14 protein-coding genes and 4 pseudogenes are annotated in these 17,225 nt (G+C 67.6%); 14 read left to right on the top strand and 4 right to left on the bottom strand.

Annotated elements, in window-relative coordinates:
* Positions 1-43: 43 nt before the first annotated feature.
* A complete protein-coding gene (locus OG390_RS38615) occupies positions 44-721 on the bottom strand; it encodes a DUF6875 domain-containing protein (protein ID WP_406174403.1) in 678 nt (225 codons plus the stop codon).
* Between the two features lie 351 nt (positions 722-1,072).
* On the opposite strand from OG390_RS38615, the gene OG390_RS38610 reads away from it, so the two are divergent.
* The 5 genes and pseudogenes from OG390_RS38610 to OG390_RS38590 form a co-directional block, all read left to right on the top strand.
* Positions 1,073-1,705 carry a TetR family transcriptional regulator gene (locus tag OG390_RS38610; RefSeq protein WP_406174401.1) on the top strand — a complete coding sequence of 211 codons (633 nt, stop codon included), beginning with the start codon at positions 1,073-1,075 and terminating at the stop codon, positions 1,703-1,705.
* A 168-nt stretch (positions 1,706-1,873) separates the two neighbouring features.
* Positions 1,874-4,165, top strand: a complete 2,292-nt coding sequence (locus tag OG390_RS38605; protein WP_406174400.1) for a heterodisulfide reductase-related iron-sulfur binding cluster — start codon at positions 1,874-1,876, stop codon at positions 4,163-4,165.
* 301 nt (positions 4,166-4,466) lie between these two features.
* Entirely contained in the window at positions 4,467-4,961 is a 495-nt protein-coding gene (locus OG390_RS38600) for a UvrD-helicase domain-containing protein (protein ID WP_406174398.1), read from the top strand.
* Positions 4,907-6,118 carry a hypothetical protein gene (locus OG390_RS38595; protein WP_406174396.1) on the top strand — a complete coding sequence of 404 codons (1,212 nt, stop codon included), beginning with the start codon at positions 4,907-4,909 and terminating at the stop codon, positions 6,116-6,118. The genes OG390_RS38600 and OG390_RS38595 overlap by 55 nt, the downstream gene beginning before the upstream one ends.
* Positions 6,015-6,311, top strand: a pseudogene (locus OG390_RS38590) (PD-(D/E)XK nuclease family protein); the annotation flags it as partial. The gene OG390_RS38595 and the pseudogene OG390_RS38590, both read left to right, overlap by 104 nt.
* A gap of 158 nt (positions 6,312-6,469) precedes the next feature.
* Here OG390_RS38590 and OG390_RS38585 read toward each other — a convergent pair.
* Entirely contained in the window at positions 6,470-6,874 is a 405-nt protein-coding gene (locus OG390_RS38585) for a type II toxin-antitoxin system PemK/MazF family toxin (RefSeq protein WP_406174394.1), read from the bottom strand.
* 163 nt (positions 6,875-7,037) lie between these two features.
* Between OG390_RS38585 and OG390_RS38580 the strand changes: the two are divergent.
* Positions 7,038-7,221 (top strand): annotated as a pseudogene (locus OG390_RS38580) (transposase); the annotation flags it as partial.
* Here OG390_RS38580 and OG390_RS38575 read toward each other — a convergent pair.
* Positions 7,221-8,902: pseudogene (locus OG390_RS38575) on the bottom strand (ISAzo13 family transposase); the annotation flags it as partial. The pseudogenes OG390_RS38580 and OG390_RS38575 sit on opposite strands and share 1 nt — an antisense overlap.
* Before the next feature lie 59 nt (positions 8,903-8,961).
* Here OG390_RS38575 and OG390_RS38570 point away from each other — a divergent pair.
* Positions 8,962-9,737: pseudogene (locus OG390_RS38570) on the top strand (IS701 family transposase); the annotation flags it as partial.
* Positions 9,738-9,747: 10 nt separating this feature from the next.
* On the opposite strand, the gene OG390_RS38565 reads toward OG390_RS38570, so the two are convergent.
* Positions 9,748-11,358: a bifunctional 3-(3-hydroxy-phenyl)propionate/3-hydroxycinnamic acid hydroxylase gene (locus tag OG390_RS38565; RefSeq protein ID WP_406174392.1), complete on the bottom strand. Its 1,611-nt coding sequence runs from the start codon at positions 11,356-11,358 to the stop codon at positions 9,748-9,750.
* Positions 11,359-11,550: 192 nt separating this feature from the next.
* Here OG390_RS38565 and OG390_RS38560 point away from each other — a divergent pair, with 192 nt between their 5' ends.
* The 7 genes from OG390_RS38560 to OG390_RS38530 all read left to right on the top strand — a co-directional run bounded on the left by OG390_RS38560 (position 11,551) and on the right by OG390_RS38530 (position 16,960).
* Positions 11,551-12,306 carry a thioesterase II family protein gene (locus OG390_RS38560; protein ID WP_406174391.1) on the top strand — a complete coding sequence of 252 codons (756 nt, stop codon included), beginning with the start codon at positions 11,551-11,553 and terminating at the stop codon, positions 12,304-12,306.
* A 365-nt stretch (positions 12,307-12,671) separates the two neighbouring features.
* A complete protein-coding gene (locus OG390_RS38555; RefSeq protein WP_406174390.1) occupies positions 12,672-12,938 on the top strand; it encodes a hypothetical protein in 267 nt (88 codons plus the stop codon).
* Positions 12,935-13,378 (top strand): type II 3-dehydroquinate dehydratase, encoded by a 444-nt coding sequence (locus OG390_RS38550; RefSeq protein WP_347122570.1) that lies wholly within the window; start codon positions 12,935-12,937, stop codon positions 13,376-13,378. Before OG390_RS38555 ends, OG390_RS38550 begins: the two co-directional genes overlap by 4 nt.
* Positions 13,375-13,590 carry an alpha/beta fold hydrolase gene (locus OG390_RS38545; RefSeq protein WP_406174388.1) on the top strand — a complete coding sequence of 72 codons (216 nt, stop codon included), beginning with the start codon at positions 13,375-13,377 and terminating at the stop codon, positions 13,588-13,590. The genes OG390_RS38550 and OG390_RS38545 overlap by 4 nt, the downstream gene beginning before the upstream one ends.
* A gap of 96 nt (positions 13,591-13,686) precedes the next feature.
* Positions 13,687-15,045, top strand: coding sequence for a crotonyl-CoA carboxylase/reductase (ccrA, locus tag OG390_RS38540; protein ID WP_406174386.1), 1,359 nt, complete (start codon positions 13,687-13,689; stop codon positions 15,043-15,045).
* Positions 15,046-15,047: 2 nt separating this feature from the next.
* Positions 15,048-16,085, top strand: coding sequence for a 3-oxoacyl-ACP synthase III family protein (locus tag OG390_RS38535; RefSeq protein WP_406178116.1), 1,038 nt, complete (start codon positions 15,048-15,050; stop codon positions 16,083-16,085).
* Positions 16,082-16,960, top strand: coding sequence for a 3-hydroxybutyryl-CoA dehydrogenase (locus OG390_RS38530; RefSeq protein WP_406174385.1), 879 nt, complete (start codon positions 16,082-16,084; stop codon positions 16,958-16,960). The genes OG390_RS38535 and OG390_RS38530 overlap by 4 nt, the downstream gene beginning before the upstream one ends.
* Positions 16,961-17,225: the final 265 nt, after the last annotated feature.

Genomic DNA, 17,225 nt, shown 5'->3' with positions numbered 1-17,225 from the left:
GTTTCTTTCTCCATGGGTCAGGCTCTGATGGACGCTTGTGACGTCACCTGATGCGGTCGGTGTTCAGCGAGTCAGTGCGTCGCTGGTGAGGTCCACCGGCCAGTCGAGCACGCGCGGCTTGGAACAGTCTGACGAAATCAGGGGCGATGCGGTCCGGCTTCTCGTAATGCCGTCCATAGTGCTGCTCGTATTCTGCGAACCAGACGTCGTCGGCGTGCAGGAAGAGTATGTCGTGCAAAGCCATGTTCCGTACCGCGAACAGCGGTACCGGCGACCTGTTGACGGGGAATCCGCTGTTGCGCGCTGCGGGCTCTTCGCAGGTCGGGTGGAACTGTCCCAGCATGAGACCCCTGGCTACGACGCGGTCCTTGGTGAGTTCGTGCGCCTTGTCGATCAACCAGTAAGCATCGCGGGGCAGATCCGGCACCGCTACCAGCAACGAGTGGAGGTTGGAGTTCCGCGAGTCCCACTCGTGGGTGGCGAAATATTCAACCGCGTTGTCGACGGTGTCCACCATGTGCGAGAGGCCGAACTCCGGTCGCCATTCCGCGGTATAGAGCACGAAACAGCCGGCTCTCCGTGAGGGCTCGACGAACGGACACACAGGACCGCTGCGACCGAGCTCCGCATGGGGCTTGGTTATGTAGCCCGTCAGCCAGTCATCAATCAGCTTGGTTATCTCTGCGGCTGGTTCTGTCAGCCTAACGTCAATGTCCGGCACTGTATCGCTTTCAAGTCGTGTAGGGCGGTCCGGGTCCTCCTGTGGGGGACTTCCCGTAATGGTGCTCAACAGGCAGAAGAAGGGGCGGCGCGCGCTTGCGCGAAGTCACAGGGTTCGCCGCTTCATGGACGTGGTCTGGTTTCCGTGCAATGCCCCAGGGCCACGTTCCACGATTTCCGATAGGTAGCCGCAGTTCAGGTATGACTTTGCCAGATGCCGCCCATGGGGTATAGCTCCGTTATGACCGATGGCGGCCATGGCCACCTACGGACACACGGGCGCCGAGGCGTCGTTTCGGGATGCCGGGACCGCGATTGACCGAGTGATGAACCGCTCAGTAACCTCTGACGGATGACCGCCCCGGCCCCCGAACGGCGACGGGCTCCGAAGATGAGCCCGCAGCTGCGCCGCCAGATGATCGTCCGATCCACCCTCGCACTGATCGCGGAGCACGGCCTGGCAGTGACCACTCGTCAGGTAGCCCGCGCCGCTGGCATCAGCGAAGCGACGATCTTCCAGGTCTTCGCCGACAAGCACGAGTTGCTCAACGCCTGCATGGCCGAGACCGCGCGCTCCGACGATGTCCTGCGCGAGCTTGCCGACATTCCCTTGGACGCCTCAGTGACAGCGCGTCTCCTCGCGGCCGCCGGAGCGCTGGAGACGTACCTGACGCGCATGGGTACGGTGGTCGCTTACCTGGAGGCGGTAGGGCACACCAGGGCGCGGCGCCAGTCCACCGCCTCCACCGCTGGCATGCGGGAGGTCCGCGAGGCCGTCGAGTCCGTCGTCGCCTCCCTGGCGGCCCTGCTGGCCCCCGAGGAGGACTCCCTGCGACTGCCCCCACTGCAGATAGCCCAAGCCTACTTCGATCTGCTGTTCGCCCGCTCCCGGGAACTCGACCGCCCGCTGCGCGACTCACAACTGCCGGACCTCGTGCAGCTGCTCGTTCACGGCGCTCTCGTCGCCGGTTCGCCCCGTCGATGAGATGCGACGCCGGTCCGGCAGGACCGAACCATGGGTTGCCTCAGCGACGCAGATCACCAACCGCGTGCCTTCATGGAGTCTGCGGCCCTGGGTAATGTCAGCCTCACAACCCAAAGTTACCGCTTAGTAGAACTCGAACTCTCGCTCTCGCAGGCCCGAGGAGCCCTCATGCAACTCACCGCGATCATCGTGTCGCTGGTGCTCGCCATGGTCGGTGTCGCACTGTTCGGCCGAGCCATCGCGCAAATCTACCGCTTCGTGAAACTCGGCCAGCCGGTCCCCGCCGGACTGCGGACCAACGATCCGGTCGCGCGGACACTCACCGTGGTCCGGGAGTTCCTCGGCCACACCCGAATGAACAGGTGGGGGATCATCGGCATCGCGCACTGGTTCGTCGCCGTCGCCTTCTTCAGCCTGCTTCTCACGCTCGCCAACGCCTTCGGGCAGCTCTTCCAGGCCGACTGGATGTTGCCGGTCATCGGCGAGTGGCTGCCGTACGAGCTGGTGGTCGAGCTGTTCGGCGCGACGATGACCCTGGGCATCCTCACCCTCATCGTGATCCGGCTGCTCAACCTGCCCTCCCGGGCCGGTCGCAAGTCCCGGTTCGCTGGCTCCAAGGCCTGGCAGGCGTACTTCGTGGAGTACGTCATCCTCACCATCGGCCTGGCCATCCTCACCCTGCGCGGCCTGGAGGGGGTGCTGCACCACGTCGAGGCCTACGATCCGGCGTACTTCGCGTCGTATCCCCTCGTGCTGGCCTTCAAAGGGCTGAGCACTAGCGCCCTGCAGAACCTCGTCTACCTGACGGCCGTGATCAAGATCAGCGCATCCTTCATCTGGATGATCGTGGTCTCGCTGAACACCAACATGGGTGTGGCCTGGCACCGCTTCCTGGCGTTCCCGAACATCTGGTTCAAGCGGAACGCGACCGGTGGGACCGCGCTCGGCGCGCTCCAGCCGATGGCCTCCGGCGGCAAGCCGATCGACTTCGCCGACCCGGGCGACGACGACGTCTTCGGCGTCTCCCAGGTCGAGCAGTTCTCCTGGAAGGGCCTGCTGGACTTCTCCACCTGCACCGAGTGCGGCCGCTGCCAGTCGCAGTGCCCCGCCTGGAACACGGGCAAGCCGCTCTCCCCGAAGCTCCTGATCATGTCGCTGCGCGACCACGCGCACGCCAAGGCCCCGTACCTGCTCGCGGGTGGCGGCAAGGACATGGAGGGCGAGGAGAAGGCCTCCGAGGAGCAGCTGAAGGACGTCCCCGCGGCCGCCCTGGCCGAGGCCGAGCGTCCGCTGATCGGGACCGCCGAGGAGAACGGCGTCATCGACCCGGACGTCCTGTGGTCCTGCACCACCTGCGGTGCCTGTGTCGAGCAGTGCCCGGTCGACATCGAGCACATCGACCACATCGTCGACATGCGCCGCTACCAGGTGATGATCGAGAGCGCGTTCCCGTCCGAGGCGGGCACGATGCTCAAGAACCTGGAGAAGAAGGGCAACCCCTGGGGCCTGGCCAAGAAGCAGCGCCTGGAGTGGACGAAGGAAGTCGACTTCGAGATCCCGGTCGTCGGACGGGACATCGAGGACCTGTCCGAGGTCGAGTACCTGTACTGGGTCGGCTGCGCCGGCGCCCTGGAGGACCGCGCCAAGAAGACCACGAAGGCCTTCGCCGAGCTGCTGCACATCGCGGGCGTGAAGTTCGCGATCATGGGCGGCGACGAGAAGTGCACCGGTGACTCCGCCCGCCGCCTGGGCAACGAGCCCCTGTTCCAGGAGCTCGGCATGGAGAACGTCATGGCGCTGAACATGGCGTTCGGCGAGGAGACGGACGACGAGGGCAAGGTGACGCCCGAGTCGGCGAAGCCGAAGTCGGCGAAGAAGATCGTCGCGACCTGCCCGCACTGCCTCAACACCATCGGCAACGAGTACCCGCAGCTCGGCGGCGACTACGAGGTCATCCACCACACCCAGTTGCTCCAGCACCTGGTGGACGAGGGCAAGCTGATCCCGGTCACGCCGGTCGAGGGCATCATCACCTACCACGACCCCTGCTACCTGGGCCGCCACAACAAGATCTACACGCCGCCGCGCGAGATCATGTCGGCCGTGCCCGGCCTGCGTCAGCAGGAGATGCACCGCCACAAGGAGCGCGGCTTCTGTTGTGGCGCCGGTGGTGCGCGGATGTGGATGGAGGAGCGGATCGGCAAGCGCATCAACAACGAGCGCGTCGACGAGGCCCTCTCCCTCAACCCCGACATCGTCTCCACGGCCTGCCCCTTCTGCCTCGTCATGCTGACGGACTCCGTCAACGGCAAGAAGAACGACGGCAAGGCCAAGGAGTCCATCCAGGTCGTGGACGTGGCACAACTCCTGCTGGACTCGGTCAAGACCACCCCCACCGACGAACCCGAAGGCGGCGACGGCCAAACAGCCGCCCAGCCCCAACCGCAACCGGTCAAGTAAGCCGGTGACCTAAACCCGCAAGGACATCCGTGACGGCCGGGACCGCACCACACGGTCCTGGCCGTCGCCGTATCCACGGCCGTAAGCCTCTCGCTACCCGTACACGCTGAGCTGCCCCAACAAGCGCCTGACGGGGGTGCCGGCCCCGGCTCTCGGCCACTGTCCTCAGTGACTACAGGCTCGTGTTCTGATCGACCGCAGCAGCCGGGCCAGCGGCCTGACGACGACACAGATCCGCACCAAGGGCAAACCGACCCGCCCGATGAAGCGGTACGTCAACTCCCGTCACTACCAAAGGGTTTTGGGCACGCTCCGAGAGGACGAGGTCGACCAGGACGAGTTGCCGTCGGATGTGCTCGACGGCCTGAGCAAGTACCGGGCGTTGCTCCAGCGCCTGCACTACCTCGACTACAGCGAGATCCTCCGCCTCGCCGCGGAACTGCTGCTCCCGCCACCAAGTACGGGAGGGCCGACCAGCGAACCCGTGGTCACTCTGCGCGCCCACGTGCAGGACACCGTCCGCTACGTCGTGGTGCACGAATACCAGGACACCAACCCCGTCCAGGAACAGTTGATCGCCGGCCTCATCCGGTTCGCCGCGAACCTGTGCGTCGTGGGGGACGACGATCAGACGATCTACCAGTGGCGCGGAAGCGCAGTGAACAACATCCTGACGTTCACCACCCGCCACAGCCGCGCCAAGACTGTGACACTCAACGAGAACGTCCGCTCCTCCAGGCGGTGGTGGACCTTGCACGCCGGGTGGCGGAGGGCATCGATCCCTCGCGTCGGCTGAGCAAGTCGATGATCGCCAGTGGCCACCAGAGCTATGACCGCGGCGACCTGCTGGCCCTCACCTTCGGTACGCCGCAGGAGGAGGCCGCGTGGATCTGCGACCCCATCGAGTGGATGATCGGCCTGCCCTTCACCGATCGTGCCGACGCGCCGCCACGGGGCCTGGCGTACTCGGACTTCGCCGTCCTCTTCAGCAGCGTGTCGGGCGACGCCGACCCGCTGGTCACGGAGATGCGCGCCCGGGGCATCCGCTACATCATCAAGGGCCTGAGCCGCCTGTTCCAGATGCCCGAGGTCCAGGCCGCCAAGACCGGCTTCGACGACATCGCCGAAACCGTCGACGGCGACGCCGTCGTCACGGCCTGGACGGGCGCCCGGCTCGGACTCCACGAGGAGGCCCTCAAGCACGGGGTGAAGATCCTCGACGAGGCCCGCGGCTGGGCGGAGGGCATGCCCTGGGACACCTACACGATCCAGGGCACCTACCAACGTTTCCGGATACGCCCGGCCCGACGCCGTCACCATCGCCACCGTCCACCAGGCCAAGGCCATGCAGTGGCCGGCGCGGTTCAGCACCGCCATCGGCGACTACGAGCGCATCCACTTCCTCAGCAGCCCGCCCGACCGGTTCGCCACCTTCGCCACCTGGGCGAAGTCGGCGTCCGCGAGGAACACCTCAAGGCCGAGGTCGGCCCCGAGCGTGTTCGTGCCCTGTATGCGCGCAACCGCTTCCCCAGCAAATGGCAGGGCAGACTCGGTGTCTTCCACATCGTCCTGGAGGCCGCTGTCAACGACGCCGACCGCTACCGCGGCAGCGAGGACGACGAGCGCCGGCTCTTCTACCTGGCCGCGATCCGCGCTCGAAAGTACCTCGCCCTCCCCTTCTCCCCGGGCGGGCAAGCTCTACCAGTGGGAGTCGCAGTTCTTCGCCGAGGCGACCCGCAACACCTACGTCCTGACCCGGGAGGCCGCCAGGCCCGACGAGTCCACGCTGAACCGGCTGCCCTCCACCCCCCTGGCCGAGACGCCCGACATCGTCTTAAGCTTCAGCGAGCTGAAGTACCTGTTCGAATGCCCGTACCAGTTCAAGCTGCGGTTCCTGTACGGCTTCGACTCGCCGTTGCAGAAGGAACTCGGATACGGCAAGTCGCTCCATGACGTGATGGCCGAGGTGCACAAGCGCGCTGTGAAGGGCAACATCGTCGACACGACGGAGGCGGAGGTGCTCGTCGACCGGCACCTGCACGCTCCGTTCGCACCGGAGCCGCTCAAGGAACAGCTGCGCAACGCGGCCATCCGCTCCGTCCACCGCTACCTCCGCGAAAACGGCTCGCGGCTGGCCCTCACCGAGCACTCCGAGCAGCCGGTGGAGGTGCACCTCACGCCGGGGGTGACCGTCAGCGGACGCATCAACCCACCGCTCGCCCGAGGGGTGCCGAGGAGACAGGCCAGCGTCGATCGTCTGGACGAGATCGACCATGCCTTCGGGGGCGTCGGTTCCTTCTTCGCCTACCCGAGGCCGCCGAGACGGAGGGCGTCCCATATCTCGCTGAGCTTCGCGGTTGTCGCCGGGGTCCACTCCTTCGCTTGTCCGCCAAGACGGAGGGCATCCTCAATCTCGCTGAGCTTCGCGGAGGGCAGGACGCCTGCCCGCTCGATCAGGTCGTCCCGGGACACGGTGGTCAGCCACGTGCAAGGGGTAAAGCCTGGACGCGGGAACGCGAACCGCAGCACGCCTTCAAAGGGCAGTCCTTCCATGGCGCCAACTCGCACTTCGACGCCCAGACCGCTCATGTCGACGCCCGCCGGAGCGACGACCTGCATCGCCCGGATCCCGGACGCGTCGTCTCCCGACAGCAGTACGAACAGTCGCCGCTCGTCGAACCCCACCCACCAGACTTCGCCACGTTGCACATGTCCTCCTGACACGGGACGGCAGGCGAATCTGCGCGACCCTGACACACTGTGGAGACGCGTGCGGCCACCGTTGATCATCGGTGTGTGAAGACAAACGATCACGCGGTGGCTGCAGGTCACAGTCTACCCTGCCCGCCGGCAGGAGGCGTTTGAGGGCCTGATGAGCCGGATCGCAGGCCGGTTCACGCGGGTCGAACCCCGGCGTCGCGTCCGGCAGTTGGTACTCGGCTTGCTGTCGGACCTGCCGCGCAAGACCTGATGGGTTCTGGTGGTCGACGAGACCGGCGACGTGAAGAAGGGCGCCGGCACGGGGCGTGCAGCGCCAGTACACCGGCACTGCGGGGGCCCGTATTTCAATAACTGTCAGCGACGGGTTTCCGCGGGGGTTGTTCGGGCGTGTAGCTGTTCCATTGTGCGGGCGGGCGATCCGGGTATCGGCGTGACGAGGATCCGGTGCAGGTCCAGGAGCCGTTTTGCATCCTGGTACTGGATGGACAGGTTGGTGCGGTTGACGCCCAGTAGTTGGGCCAGGAAGGTCATGGTCACCGCTCTGCGGCGGCGCAGGATGGCTGCCAGGAGCCGGTGGGTGTGGTCCACGCTGCTGGTTTGCGGGTGTCGGTAGCTGCGTGGGCGGTGGAAGCGTCGCTGGAATGCCGCCTCGGCCATGGCGTCCCAGAAGGGTTCCGAGACCGCCACCAAATACTCGAAGGCGGTTCGTGACATGCCGGTCAGGGCTGGATCGGTGAGCATCATGGTCAGGGCCGGGGCGGTCCGGTGAGTGGTTGCCGGCGCGTCGGGCGTTCGCGGTGGCTCGGGAGACAGGGTGTAGTTCCAGTCGCCGTGGAAGGCGTTGGGTGTGATCGGAAGGGTGTGGAACTCGGCGGGTGTGACGCTGATGCCGAGGTCGTAGCTGCCGGTGTCCAGTTCGGCCCCAATGGTTAGGCCGGTCTTGGTTGTTGTGGCGGCGATGGTCTCGAGGACGACCTGGTAGCTGGTCAGCGGTCGCCCCCGCCAGTTCGCGGTGATGTGGCAGAACATACGATGCTCTATTTTGTTCCATTTCGACGTTCCGGGCGGTAGGTGACAGACCGTTATCTCCAGGCCGCTCTCTCGTGCGAAGGCAGCCAGGTTGTTTTTCCAGGTCCAGCGGCGGGGGTCGTTGGAGCCGCCGGAGTCGGCGGTGATCAGGAGCCTGCCTGCATTCGGGTGGTCCGTCCGTCCGCGGTGCTGCCACCAGCGGCGGATGGACTCCACCGCGAACTGGGCGGTGTCGTGGTCGGTTCCGACGTTGACCCATCCGGTGTTGTTGGCGATGTCGTAGATCCCGTAGGGGATCGCCATGGGCTGGTCGTTGGTGGTGAACGTGTGGCAGTCCACCTTGATCGCGTTCTTGCCCGGCCGCCAGGTGCGACCGGGACGGTCACGGTTGCCGAGCCATTCCTTGGCCTTGGTGTCGACGCTGATCACCGGCTGGGCGTCGTTGAGGAACTCGGTAGCGGTGGCATTGAGGTGGGTGAACTGGGCATCGCGGTCCGGATGGCTGATGCCCTCTGTCGTCTTCGCGGTTCCTTGCAGGCTGTAGCCCAGGGTGTGCAGCAGGTGTCCGACGGTTGAAGCGCTGATCGGGTGGCCCTGTGCGGTGAGGGTCGAGGCCAGGGCCCGTAACGACAACGTGGTCCACCGCAGCGGGGAGACGGGGTCGCCTCGGGTGTGTGGCTCGATCAGCGACTCGAGCGCGGGCAGCAGACCGGAGTCGGTGTCTGTCAGCCGCTTGCGGCCGGCACCCGGAGCCCGGATCCGTAGGGTCGGCACGGAGCAACCGGCCAACTCGGCGATACCACGCGCGATAGTGGCGGTACTGGTACCGGAGGCGGCGGCGACTCGAGTGATCCCGCCGTGGCCGACGGCGGTGGCCTCGCTGGCCAGGTACAGCCGACGGCGGCGCTCGTCGAAGTGCGGCAGGATCTGATCGAACTTGGCCCGCAGCGCACGGGTGGAGAGACAGCCTGGCAGACACGTAGTCATATCCCAGGCTCCCACCAACACCCGCCTACCGAGCACTTATTGACGTACAGGCCCCGGACAGGATCGAGAACGCCCAGGTTGCTGTCTACCTGGTCTACGCGGGGCGGCGCGGGCACGCAGCGGTGGACCGGGCACTGTACGTTCCGCGCTCCTGGACCTCCGACTCCGCAACCCGACGCTGCGAACCGCGCTGGAGGAACGTGGCACCGGCTACGTCCTCGCGGTGGCCTGCTCGCACGAAGTCACCACCGGCGCCGGGAAGTTCCGCGCGGACGCCCTCGCCAATAAGGTGCCCAAGCGGGCCTGGCAGAAGCTGTCCGCAGGAGCCGGAGCCAAGGGCTACCGCCTCTACGACTGGGCCGTCATCGACCTCGTCGACCCCCGGCCCGGAAGTCGCCAGTTGCTCATCCGCCGAAACCGCAGCACCGGCGAACTCGCCCAGTACCGCTGCTACTCGCCCGCACCGGTGCCGCTGACCACCCTGGTGCGCGTTGCTGGATCGAGATGGCGGGTGGAGGAGTTCTTCCAGTCGCAAGGGCCTGGCCGCCCTGGACGAGCACCAGGTCGCCGCTACCCGTCCTGGTCCCGCTGGGTCACCCTGGCCATGCTCACGCACGCCTTCCTGGCCGTCGTCCGCGCGGACGAACGCGACCGCCACCCCGCACCCGACGCCCTCATACCGCTCACCTGCAACGAGATCCAACGGCGGTTCATCACGCTCGTGGTCCAACCCTTCCACGATGCCGTCCACCGGCTCGGCTGGTCCGACTGGCGACGCCGCCACCAGACCCGATCCCAGGCCAGCCACTACCGACGACAAGCCACTCAGCCATAAGGATCACGAACTACGGCTGGAGTATTAGGCGGGCCCGCAGGTCGTCCACCAGCGCCGCCGCTGCCCCCAGGCCTGAGGCCGCCCCGTACACGTGGTAGTCCGGACGGATCAATACCGCGTCCGCCCCGTGGCGAGCCAGGAAAGCGCGGTAGACGCCGCCCACGTCGGCCACCGACATGTTCTGCGGCGTCCCGTCCTCGGGGAGCAGCGTCACCACGTGCGTGCCCAGATCCGTGAGGAATGCCGACTGCTCCGCGTTGAGGTCGGCGTCCGCGCCCTCTGCCAGCATCAGAACGAAGCCGCGGCCGACCACATCGTCGAAAAGGCCAGTGCCTCTAAGGCCGCGTATCTGGCCCTGGGGGACCACCTCGCCCGCCGGGGATATGGGCGACCCGTCCACTCTCCGGTGAAGGAGCCCCTCTGTGAGGGGCAACGCCGGGTCCGGGACCGCCGGACCGCGGCCGCGGCGGCCCGCCAGGATCGTGGAATCGCGCTCGGCCGCAGCCACGGGGTCCGTCACGCAGATCACCCGGCCCAGCTGGACCGAGGACAGAATCGACTTGTGTACCTGCGCGCGGCGTTCCTCTGTGTAGGTGTCGAGAAGCGACTCCGGGGCGAGGCCGCCCACTACCAGGTCCAGCTTCCACACCAGGTTGACGACGTCGCGGATGCCCGAGCACATGCCCTGCCCGGCGAACGGCGGCATCAGATGGGCCGCGTCCCCGGCCAGCAGTACCCGACCGACCCGCCACTGCTCGGCCCAGCGGGACTGGAAGATGTACGTGCCGCTGCGCAGCAGCGTCGCCGTGTCGGGGGTCACCCCATAGGGAGCGAGAAGCCGCCAGGCAGTCTCCTCCCGGTTCAGGTCCGCGGCACGCTCGCCGGGCAGCCGCATGAACTCCCAGCGCCGATGCCCCGGACCGCTGCCGACCAGGGTGGTAGGCCTGGCAGGGTCACAGATCTGGACGTTGGTGGGGACGAACTCGCCCGGCTCGTGCAGCTGCACATCGCACAGCAGCCACTCGTAGGAAAAGCCGAGATCGGTGACCGGCACATCCAGATGGTCCCGGACGAAGCTGTTGGCACCGTCACAGCCCACCACCCACCTCGCGGTGTACATCTGGGCTGCGCCGTCCTCGTCCTCGGCCGTCACCACGACCCGGTCGTCTTGCTCCTCGATTCCCACCACCTGGCGGCCCTGTACCACAGTCACTCCGGGCAGCCCGGCTGCCCGCGAGGCCAGCAGTTCCTCAAGGGCGGGCTGGTGCATGGTACTGGCGTCAGGCCACCCGTACGGGCCTTCTGTGCGAAAGACGATGTCGAGGAGGACCTCACCGTCGGCGGAATGCCACTGGTAACCGGTGGCGGGCGCGGTGATCCGGCCGAGGCTCGGGCCCGTCCCGCAGCCGGCGAGCAGCCGTGCCGTCTCGCCGTCGAAGCTGGTCGCCCTGGGCAGGGTGTAGGGGCGTCGGCGCCGTTCCAGGACGATGGTCTGTCGGCCGCGCTGTGCCAGCAGGATCCCGAGAGTGGCCCCGACTGGCCCATTGCCGACGACAATCACGTCCACATCTGTCTCGGGGCTCGCGCCGGCGGGCTGCTTGTGCGGTGACGTCTCGGGCACGGGAAACCCCTCATCGCAGGGTGGCTGGCGCAGGCACAACTGCCGAAATCGGAACGGCGCAAGACTAACAATCCGTACCGGCGTTCGGGCCGCTCGAGGGCTTGGGACTATCAGATCTGGGGATACGCGGTTCCACCTGCACGAACCTAGGCTTCCGATATTCCCTCACCAACCACGAGGAGCTCGTCCGGCATGCATCAAGCAACGGCGCAGTTCGAAAAATGGGTGAGTGTCTCGCACCCCGCGCCGCAGAGCAATGTGCGGCTTGCGTGCCTTCCGTACGCGGGCGGCTCTGCGAGCTTCTTCTTCCCGGTGTCTAAGGCGCTGCACCCATCGGTGGAGGTGTTGGCCCTCCAGTACCCAGGTCGGCAGACCCGGCTCCGCGAACCGAGGATCGACAACATCCCCGAGTTCGCGGACCAGATCTTCGCCGCGCTGCGGCACCTGGACGACAAGCCACTGGCCCTGTTCGGCCACAGCATGGGCGCTGTCCTCGCGTACGAGGTGGCGCTGCGCATGCAGGACGCCGGGCTGCCTGCGCCGGTACGGCTGTTCGCGTCCGGTCGGCGGGCGCCGTCCCGCTATCGCGACGAGCGGGTGCATACGGCGAGCGACGCTGAATTCGTGGCCGAGCTCAGGGAGCTCAGCGGAACCAACGAGATGCTGCTCGGCGACCCGGAGGTGCTGGCGATGATCCTGCCGGCCATCCGCAGCGACTACACCGCCATTGAACGGTACCGGCACGAGCCCGGCCGACGCCTCGACTGCCCGGTGACCGTGCTCACCGGAGACAGCGACCCCCGGGTCTCCCTTGATGAGGCCGAGGCATGGGCCGAACACACCACCGGGGCGAGTGAAACGGAGGTCTTCCGGGGCGGCCACTTCTTCCTCGTAGACCGCCTAGCCGAGGTCATCGGCCTGGTGGCCCGGCGGCTGGGGCCGTTCTGAAAGACCTCCGCGACGTCGCGGCACCTGACACGCTTCCCCGCTGCCTCAAGTGCATGCGAGGAACCCCCAACTCACCGAACACACCGCTCCAAGACCTCGGCAGCGCACGGCGAAAGCACGCACCGAACACCGCGCCGCTCCTTCTCGCCCCGGAGGTCACAAGAGAGGCCCCCGAGCCTGCAGACCAATCCGACCCTTAATCGGGAGAGAAGCCGAGATGCCCCTCGCCGCCCCCGCGCCGACCATCGGACGCGCTTCAGTCTGCCCGCGGTCACCGGCGAACTACTTGCGGGCATCCTCATCGGCCCATCGGCGCCCGGCTCAGCAGGCTCAACCGGTGGGAGGCGCCGGCCCTCGGCGCCGGCATGAACTCGCGGGGTGTCGTCGAGGTGATCGTGGCAATGACAGGCCTTCGTCTCGGCGTCCTGAACACCGAGACGTACACGATCGTCGTTCTGGTTGCCATCGCGACGTCCCTGATGGCGCCGCCCATCCTGCGGTACGCGATGGCCCACGTCGAGGAGACCGCCGGGACCATGCTCGGAATGGACACCCTGACAGTCGCCCCCGATGGGGCCCCGGACCACGGACCGGATGCGGTCCGGACCTTTGAACGGCGAGGTGACACATGAGCACGATGCTCCTACTGAACGGTCCCAACCTCGGCATCCTGGGCCGCCGCGAGCCCGAGATCTACGGCACCGACACCCTGGCCGACATCGAGCAGGCGGTCGCCAACGAGGTGAGCGGACAGGGCTGGAAGGTCCTATCCCTCCAGCGGGAGTCGGAGGGCGATCTGGTGAGCGCTGTCCACGAGCACGGGCCCGACAGCGTCGGCGCCGTGGTCAACCCTGGCGCCCTGATGATCGCCGGCTGGAGCCTGCGGGACGCGCTCGCGAGCTACGAGCACCCGTGGATCGAGGTACACCTCAGCAACGTGTGGGCGCGGGAGCAGTTCCGGCACGAATCGATCATCGCCCCGTTGGCCTCCGGCGTCGTGGTAGGCCTCGGCGCGTTCGGCTACCGCCTGGCGGCCCGAGCCCTACTGCACGTAACCGGCGCGGTCCGATGACCAAGCCGACGCCGGACCGGCGCGCCGCCAGCGCGGACATCACTGTGCCGTGCCGCGTGGTCTCTTTCACTCAAGACCTGGTCGCCCCGCCCGTATACGGCCGCGAGCTCGCCGACACGTCCCCCGGCGCCACGTTCGAGCTCGTCGACGTCGCGGGGCACTCCGGGTACCTGGGAGCCCGCGATGAGCGCGCCGCCCCTCGACGCCCGTAGACGGCAGCAGATGGGTCCTGTACGCGGGTGAGGGCCGAGCCCGACACAGAAAAACCGATCGTTTCACCAGCCTCACACGGCTTGACGAGGAGCCCGATGATGTCACTCTCCGATGCAGTACGTGCCGGTGCCGGCCCGCAGGAACTGGCCGCCGCGGAAGTACCGGCGGAGTTCCTCGCCGCGCACCTGCGGATCGAGGACGAGAAGACCTTCGAGGGGATCGAAGGCGACCGCGACGTGCGCGAGACCCTCCACGTGGGCACGGTGCCGATGCCGGAACTCGCGCCCGACGAGGTGCTGATAGCCGTCATGGCCAGCTCCATCAACTACAACACCGTCTGGTCCGCGACCTTCGAACCGTTGTCGACCTTCGGCTTCCTCCAGGCCTACGGGCGCCAGGGCGGCTGGGCAAAGCGGCATGACCAGCCCTTCCACGTCCTCGGCTCGGACGCCGCCGGAGTGATCGTCCGCGCCGGTTCCGGCGTGCGGCGCTGGCGGGTCGGTGACCACGTGCTGGTCAACGCGGCCTGTGTCGAGGACCAGGAGGCGTCCGTCCAGGCCGACGGGATGCTCAGCGAGAACCAGCTCGCCTGGGGCTTCGAGACCAACTACGGCGGCCTCGCCCACTACACCATCGCCCGGGCCAGCCAGTTGATCCCCAAGCCGGCACACCTGACCTGGGAGGAGGCCGCCTCGGTCCCGGCCTGTGCCGGAACCGCGTACCGGATGCTGGTCAGCGACCGCGGCGCACGGATGAAGCAGGGGGACGTGGTCTTGATCTGGGGCGCGTCCGGCGGACTGGGAGCCTACGCCGTTCAGTTGGTGAAGAACGGCGGCGGCATCGCTGTCGGAGTCGTCGGCTCCGAGGAGAAGGTGCGAGTGGCGCGCGCCCTCGGCTGTGACCTGGTGATCAACCGTGAGGAGTACGACTTCGGCGGTGACGCCGACGACGAGGTGGCGGTCGCGGTGGCGCAGGGAAAGCGGCTGGGCCGGCTCATCCGTGACGGCGTGGGCGAGGATCCGCATATCGTCTTCGACCACGTGGGCAAATCCACCTTCGGTATCTCGGTGTTCCTCGCGCGGCGCGGAGGCACCGTGGTGACCTGCGGTTCGAGCACCGGCTACGAGCACCGGTTCGACAACCGCTATCTGTGGATGCGGCTCAAGCGCATCATCGGCAGCCACGTGGCGAACCTCCAGGAACAGGTCGACACCGCGCGACTGTTCGACCAGGGATCGCTGGTGCCCGCACTGACCTCGCTGTTCCCGCTGGAGGAGGCCGGCGAGGCGACCCGGCTGGTGCAGCTCAACCAGCACATCGGCAAGGTGGGCGTGCTCTGCCTGGCCGACCGTCCGGGCCTGGGTGTGACCGACCCCGAGCGGCGCGCCCGGATCGGCGAGGACCGACTGACCCTGATGCGCGCGTACGCGCACGACAGCGTGCGGGCGGCGTGACCATGGAAATGGAACAGGGGTACGTCACATCCGTGCTGGGGACCGGCTCCTACCTGCCCGAACGGGTGGTGACCAACGAGGAGATCGGGGCCCGGGTACCCGGTGCCTCCGCCGAGTGGATCGCCGACCGGACCGCCATCGTCGAACGGCGGTACGCGGCTCCGGACGAGGCGGCGTCCGATCTCGCCGTCCACGCCGCGCGCGCCGCCTTGGACCAGGCCGGACTGGACGCGGACGGCATCGACCTCATCATCGTCGCCACGACGACCGGTGACGCCCCGATCCCCTCCACCGCGTCACTGGTGCAACTGGCGCTCGGCGCCCACCGGGCCGCCTGTTTCGACGTCAACATCGCCTGCACCGGGTTCGTCACCGCGCTGTCCATCGCCCGGGCGTACGTGGCGCTGGACCCGACGACGAAGGTCCTGGTCATCGGCACCGACGTGTGGACTCGGTTCATCGACTTCGACAACCGGGCGACCAGTGTTCTGTTCGGGGACGGAGCCGGGGCCGCGGTCATCGGCTCCGTCCCGCATGCGCCCGGCGATCCGGAACGCGGCCTGCTCAAGGTCGAGTTGGTGAGCCGGGCCGACGCCCACGAGCTGATCAGCATGCCGGCCGGGGGCAGCCGCCGTCCCGCCTCCGTCGAGACGGTCGCGGACGGTGGCCACCTGCTGAGCATGCAAGGCCGGGGGGTGCGCGACTTCGTCCTGGACAACGTCCCCGGCCTCATCGCCGGGCTGCTCAAGCGCTCCGGCCACGAACCGGCCGACGTGCAGCACTTCGTGCCGCACCAGGCCAATGGCCGGCTGGTGGCGGAACTGGCCGAGGTCAGTGGTCTGGAGCAGGCAGACATCCATCTGCCGTTGCGTCACAGCGGCAACCTCGGTTCCGCGTCGGTGCCGGTCGCACTTGACGCGGCCAACCGTTCCGGCCTGCTACGGGACGGCGATCTGGTGCTCCTGGTGGGCTTCGGCGCGGGTATGGCGGCCGGTGCCGCCCTGCTGCGCTGGACCGTGACCGAGGGCGGGACTCGATGAGGACGACGGTGGAACGACTGGGCGTGATCGGTGGCGGGACGATGGGCGCCGGCATTGCCGAGGTGAGCCTGCGCGCCGGGGTGGAGGTGACGGTCCTGGTCTCCGCCCCGCACCGGATCGAGGACGCGGTCGGACGGCTGACGGCCGCGTTCGCCCGCGCGGTGGCCAAGGGCCGGATGACGGTGCCGGAACAGGCGGCGGCCATGGCCCGGTTGCGGGTCACCGCCAACGTCGAGGACCTCGCGAACCGGCAGTTCGTCGTGGAGGCCGTGACCGAGAGACTCGATGTGAAACAACGGGTGTTCAAGGCGGTGGACAGGGTGCTGGCCGACCCTGCGGCCGTCCTGGCCTCGACGACCTCCAGCCTGCTGGTCGGCGATCTGGCGGAGGCCACCGGTAGAGCCGGCTCCGTGGTGGGAATGCACTTCTTCAATCCCGTACCGCTGATGCCTCTGGTCGAGGTGGTGGTGACGGACCGCACCTCGCAACAGTGCGCCGCGTCGGCCGAGTCCTTCGCCAGGGACACCCTCGGCAAGGAGGTGATCCGCGCCGCGGACCGAAGCGGGTTCGTGGTCAACGCCCTGCTCGTGCCGTATCTGATGGCGGCGGTCAGGATGTACGACCAGGGCATCGCCGACGCCGACGACATCGACCGGGGAATGGTGCTGGGCTGCGGACATCCCATGGGTCCGCTCGCGCTGCTCGATCTGATCGGGATCGACACGATCACCGACGTGGCCCGCTCGATGGCGGAAAACTCCGACGACCTGGTCCCCGAGCTGCCCCCTTTGCTCACCCGGATGGTCCGGGAGGGCAGACTGGGCCGCAAGACGGGCCACGGCTTCCACCGGTACGACGAGTCCTCCGGATCCTGACCCGACGACCGACCCGATCACGGTCCGGCCGGGCACGACCTGACCGACTGCCACTAGCCTTCCTGTTTCGCTTCGGGTGGCTGAGCTGGAGTGATGGCTGTGGAGTGGGGTTTCTGATCATTGGCTGCCGGGTGGGCATGGTCGAGGCCCGACGCGCGGGTCGGTTTCTCCTGGGTTCCTCGGGTCGTGGGTGTGCAGGGACGGTGCCGAGGTTCAGGTGGCTGGCCGTAGCAGGGTCGCTAGGCGGGCGAATGCGCTGGTCAGC

Origin of the sequence: Streptomyces sp. NBC_00996 (genome assembly GCF_045162675.1) — a bacterium.
GTDB lineage: Bacteria > Actinomycetota > Actinomycetes > Streptomycetales > Streptomycetaceae > Streptomyces.
This window is presented reverse-complemented; position numbering and strand designations above follow the sequence as displayed.

What these genes read in the sequence shown, in the direction of transcription:
- OG390_RS38610 (WP_406174401.1), top strand. Translation starts at nt 1,073, where the DNA reads ATGACCGCCCCGGCCCCCGAACGGCGACGGGCTCCGAAGATGAGCCCG.
- OG390_RS38605 (WP_406174400.1), top strand. Translation starts at nt 1,874, where the DNA reads ATGCAACTCACCGCGATCATCGTGTCGCTGGTGCTCGCCATGGTCGGT.
- OG390_RS38560 (WP_406174391.1), top strand. Translation starts at nt 11,551, where the DNA reads ATGCATCAAGCAACGGCGCAGTTCGAAAAATGGGTGAGTGTCTCGCAC.
- OG390_RS38555 (WP_406174390.1), top strand. Translation starts at nt 12,672, where the DNA reads ATGAACTCGCGGGGTGTCGTCGAGGTGATCGTGGCAATGACAGGCCTT.
- OG390_RS38550 (WP_347122570.1), top strand. Translation starts at nt 12,935, where the DNA reads ATGAGCACGATGCTCCTACTGAACGGTCCCAACCTCGGCATCCTGGGC.
- OG390_RS38545 (WP_406174388.1), top strand. Translation starts at nt 13,375, where the DNA reads ATGACCAAGCCGACGCCGGACCGGCGCGCCGCCAGCGCGGACATCACT.
- ccrA (WP_406174386.1), top strand. Translation starts at nt 13,687, where the DNA reads ATGATGTCACTCTCCGATGCAGTACGTGCCGGTGCCGGCCCGCAGGAA.
- OG390_RS38535 (WP_406178116.1), top strand. Translation starts at nt 15,048, where the DNA reads ATGGAAATGGAACAGGGGTACGTCACATCCGTGCTGGGGACCGGCTCC.
- OG390_RS38530 (WP_406174385.1), top strand. Translation starts at nt 16,082, where the DNA reads ATGAGGACGACGGTGGAACGACTGGGCGTGATCGGTGGCGGGACGATG.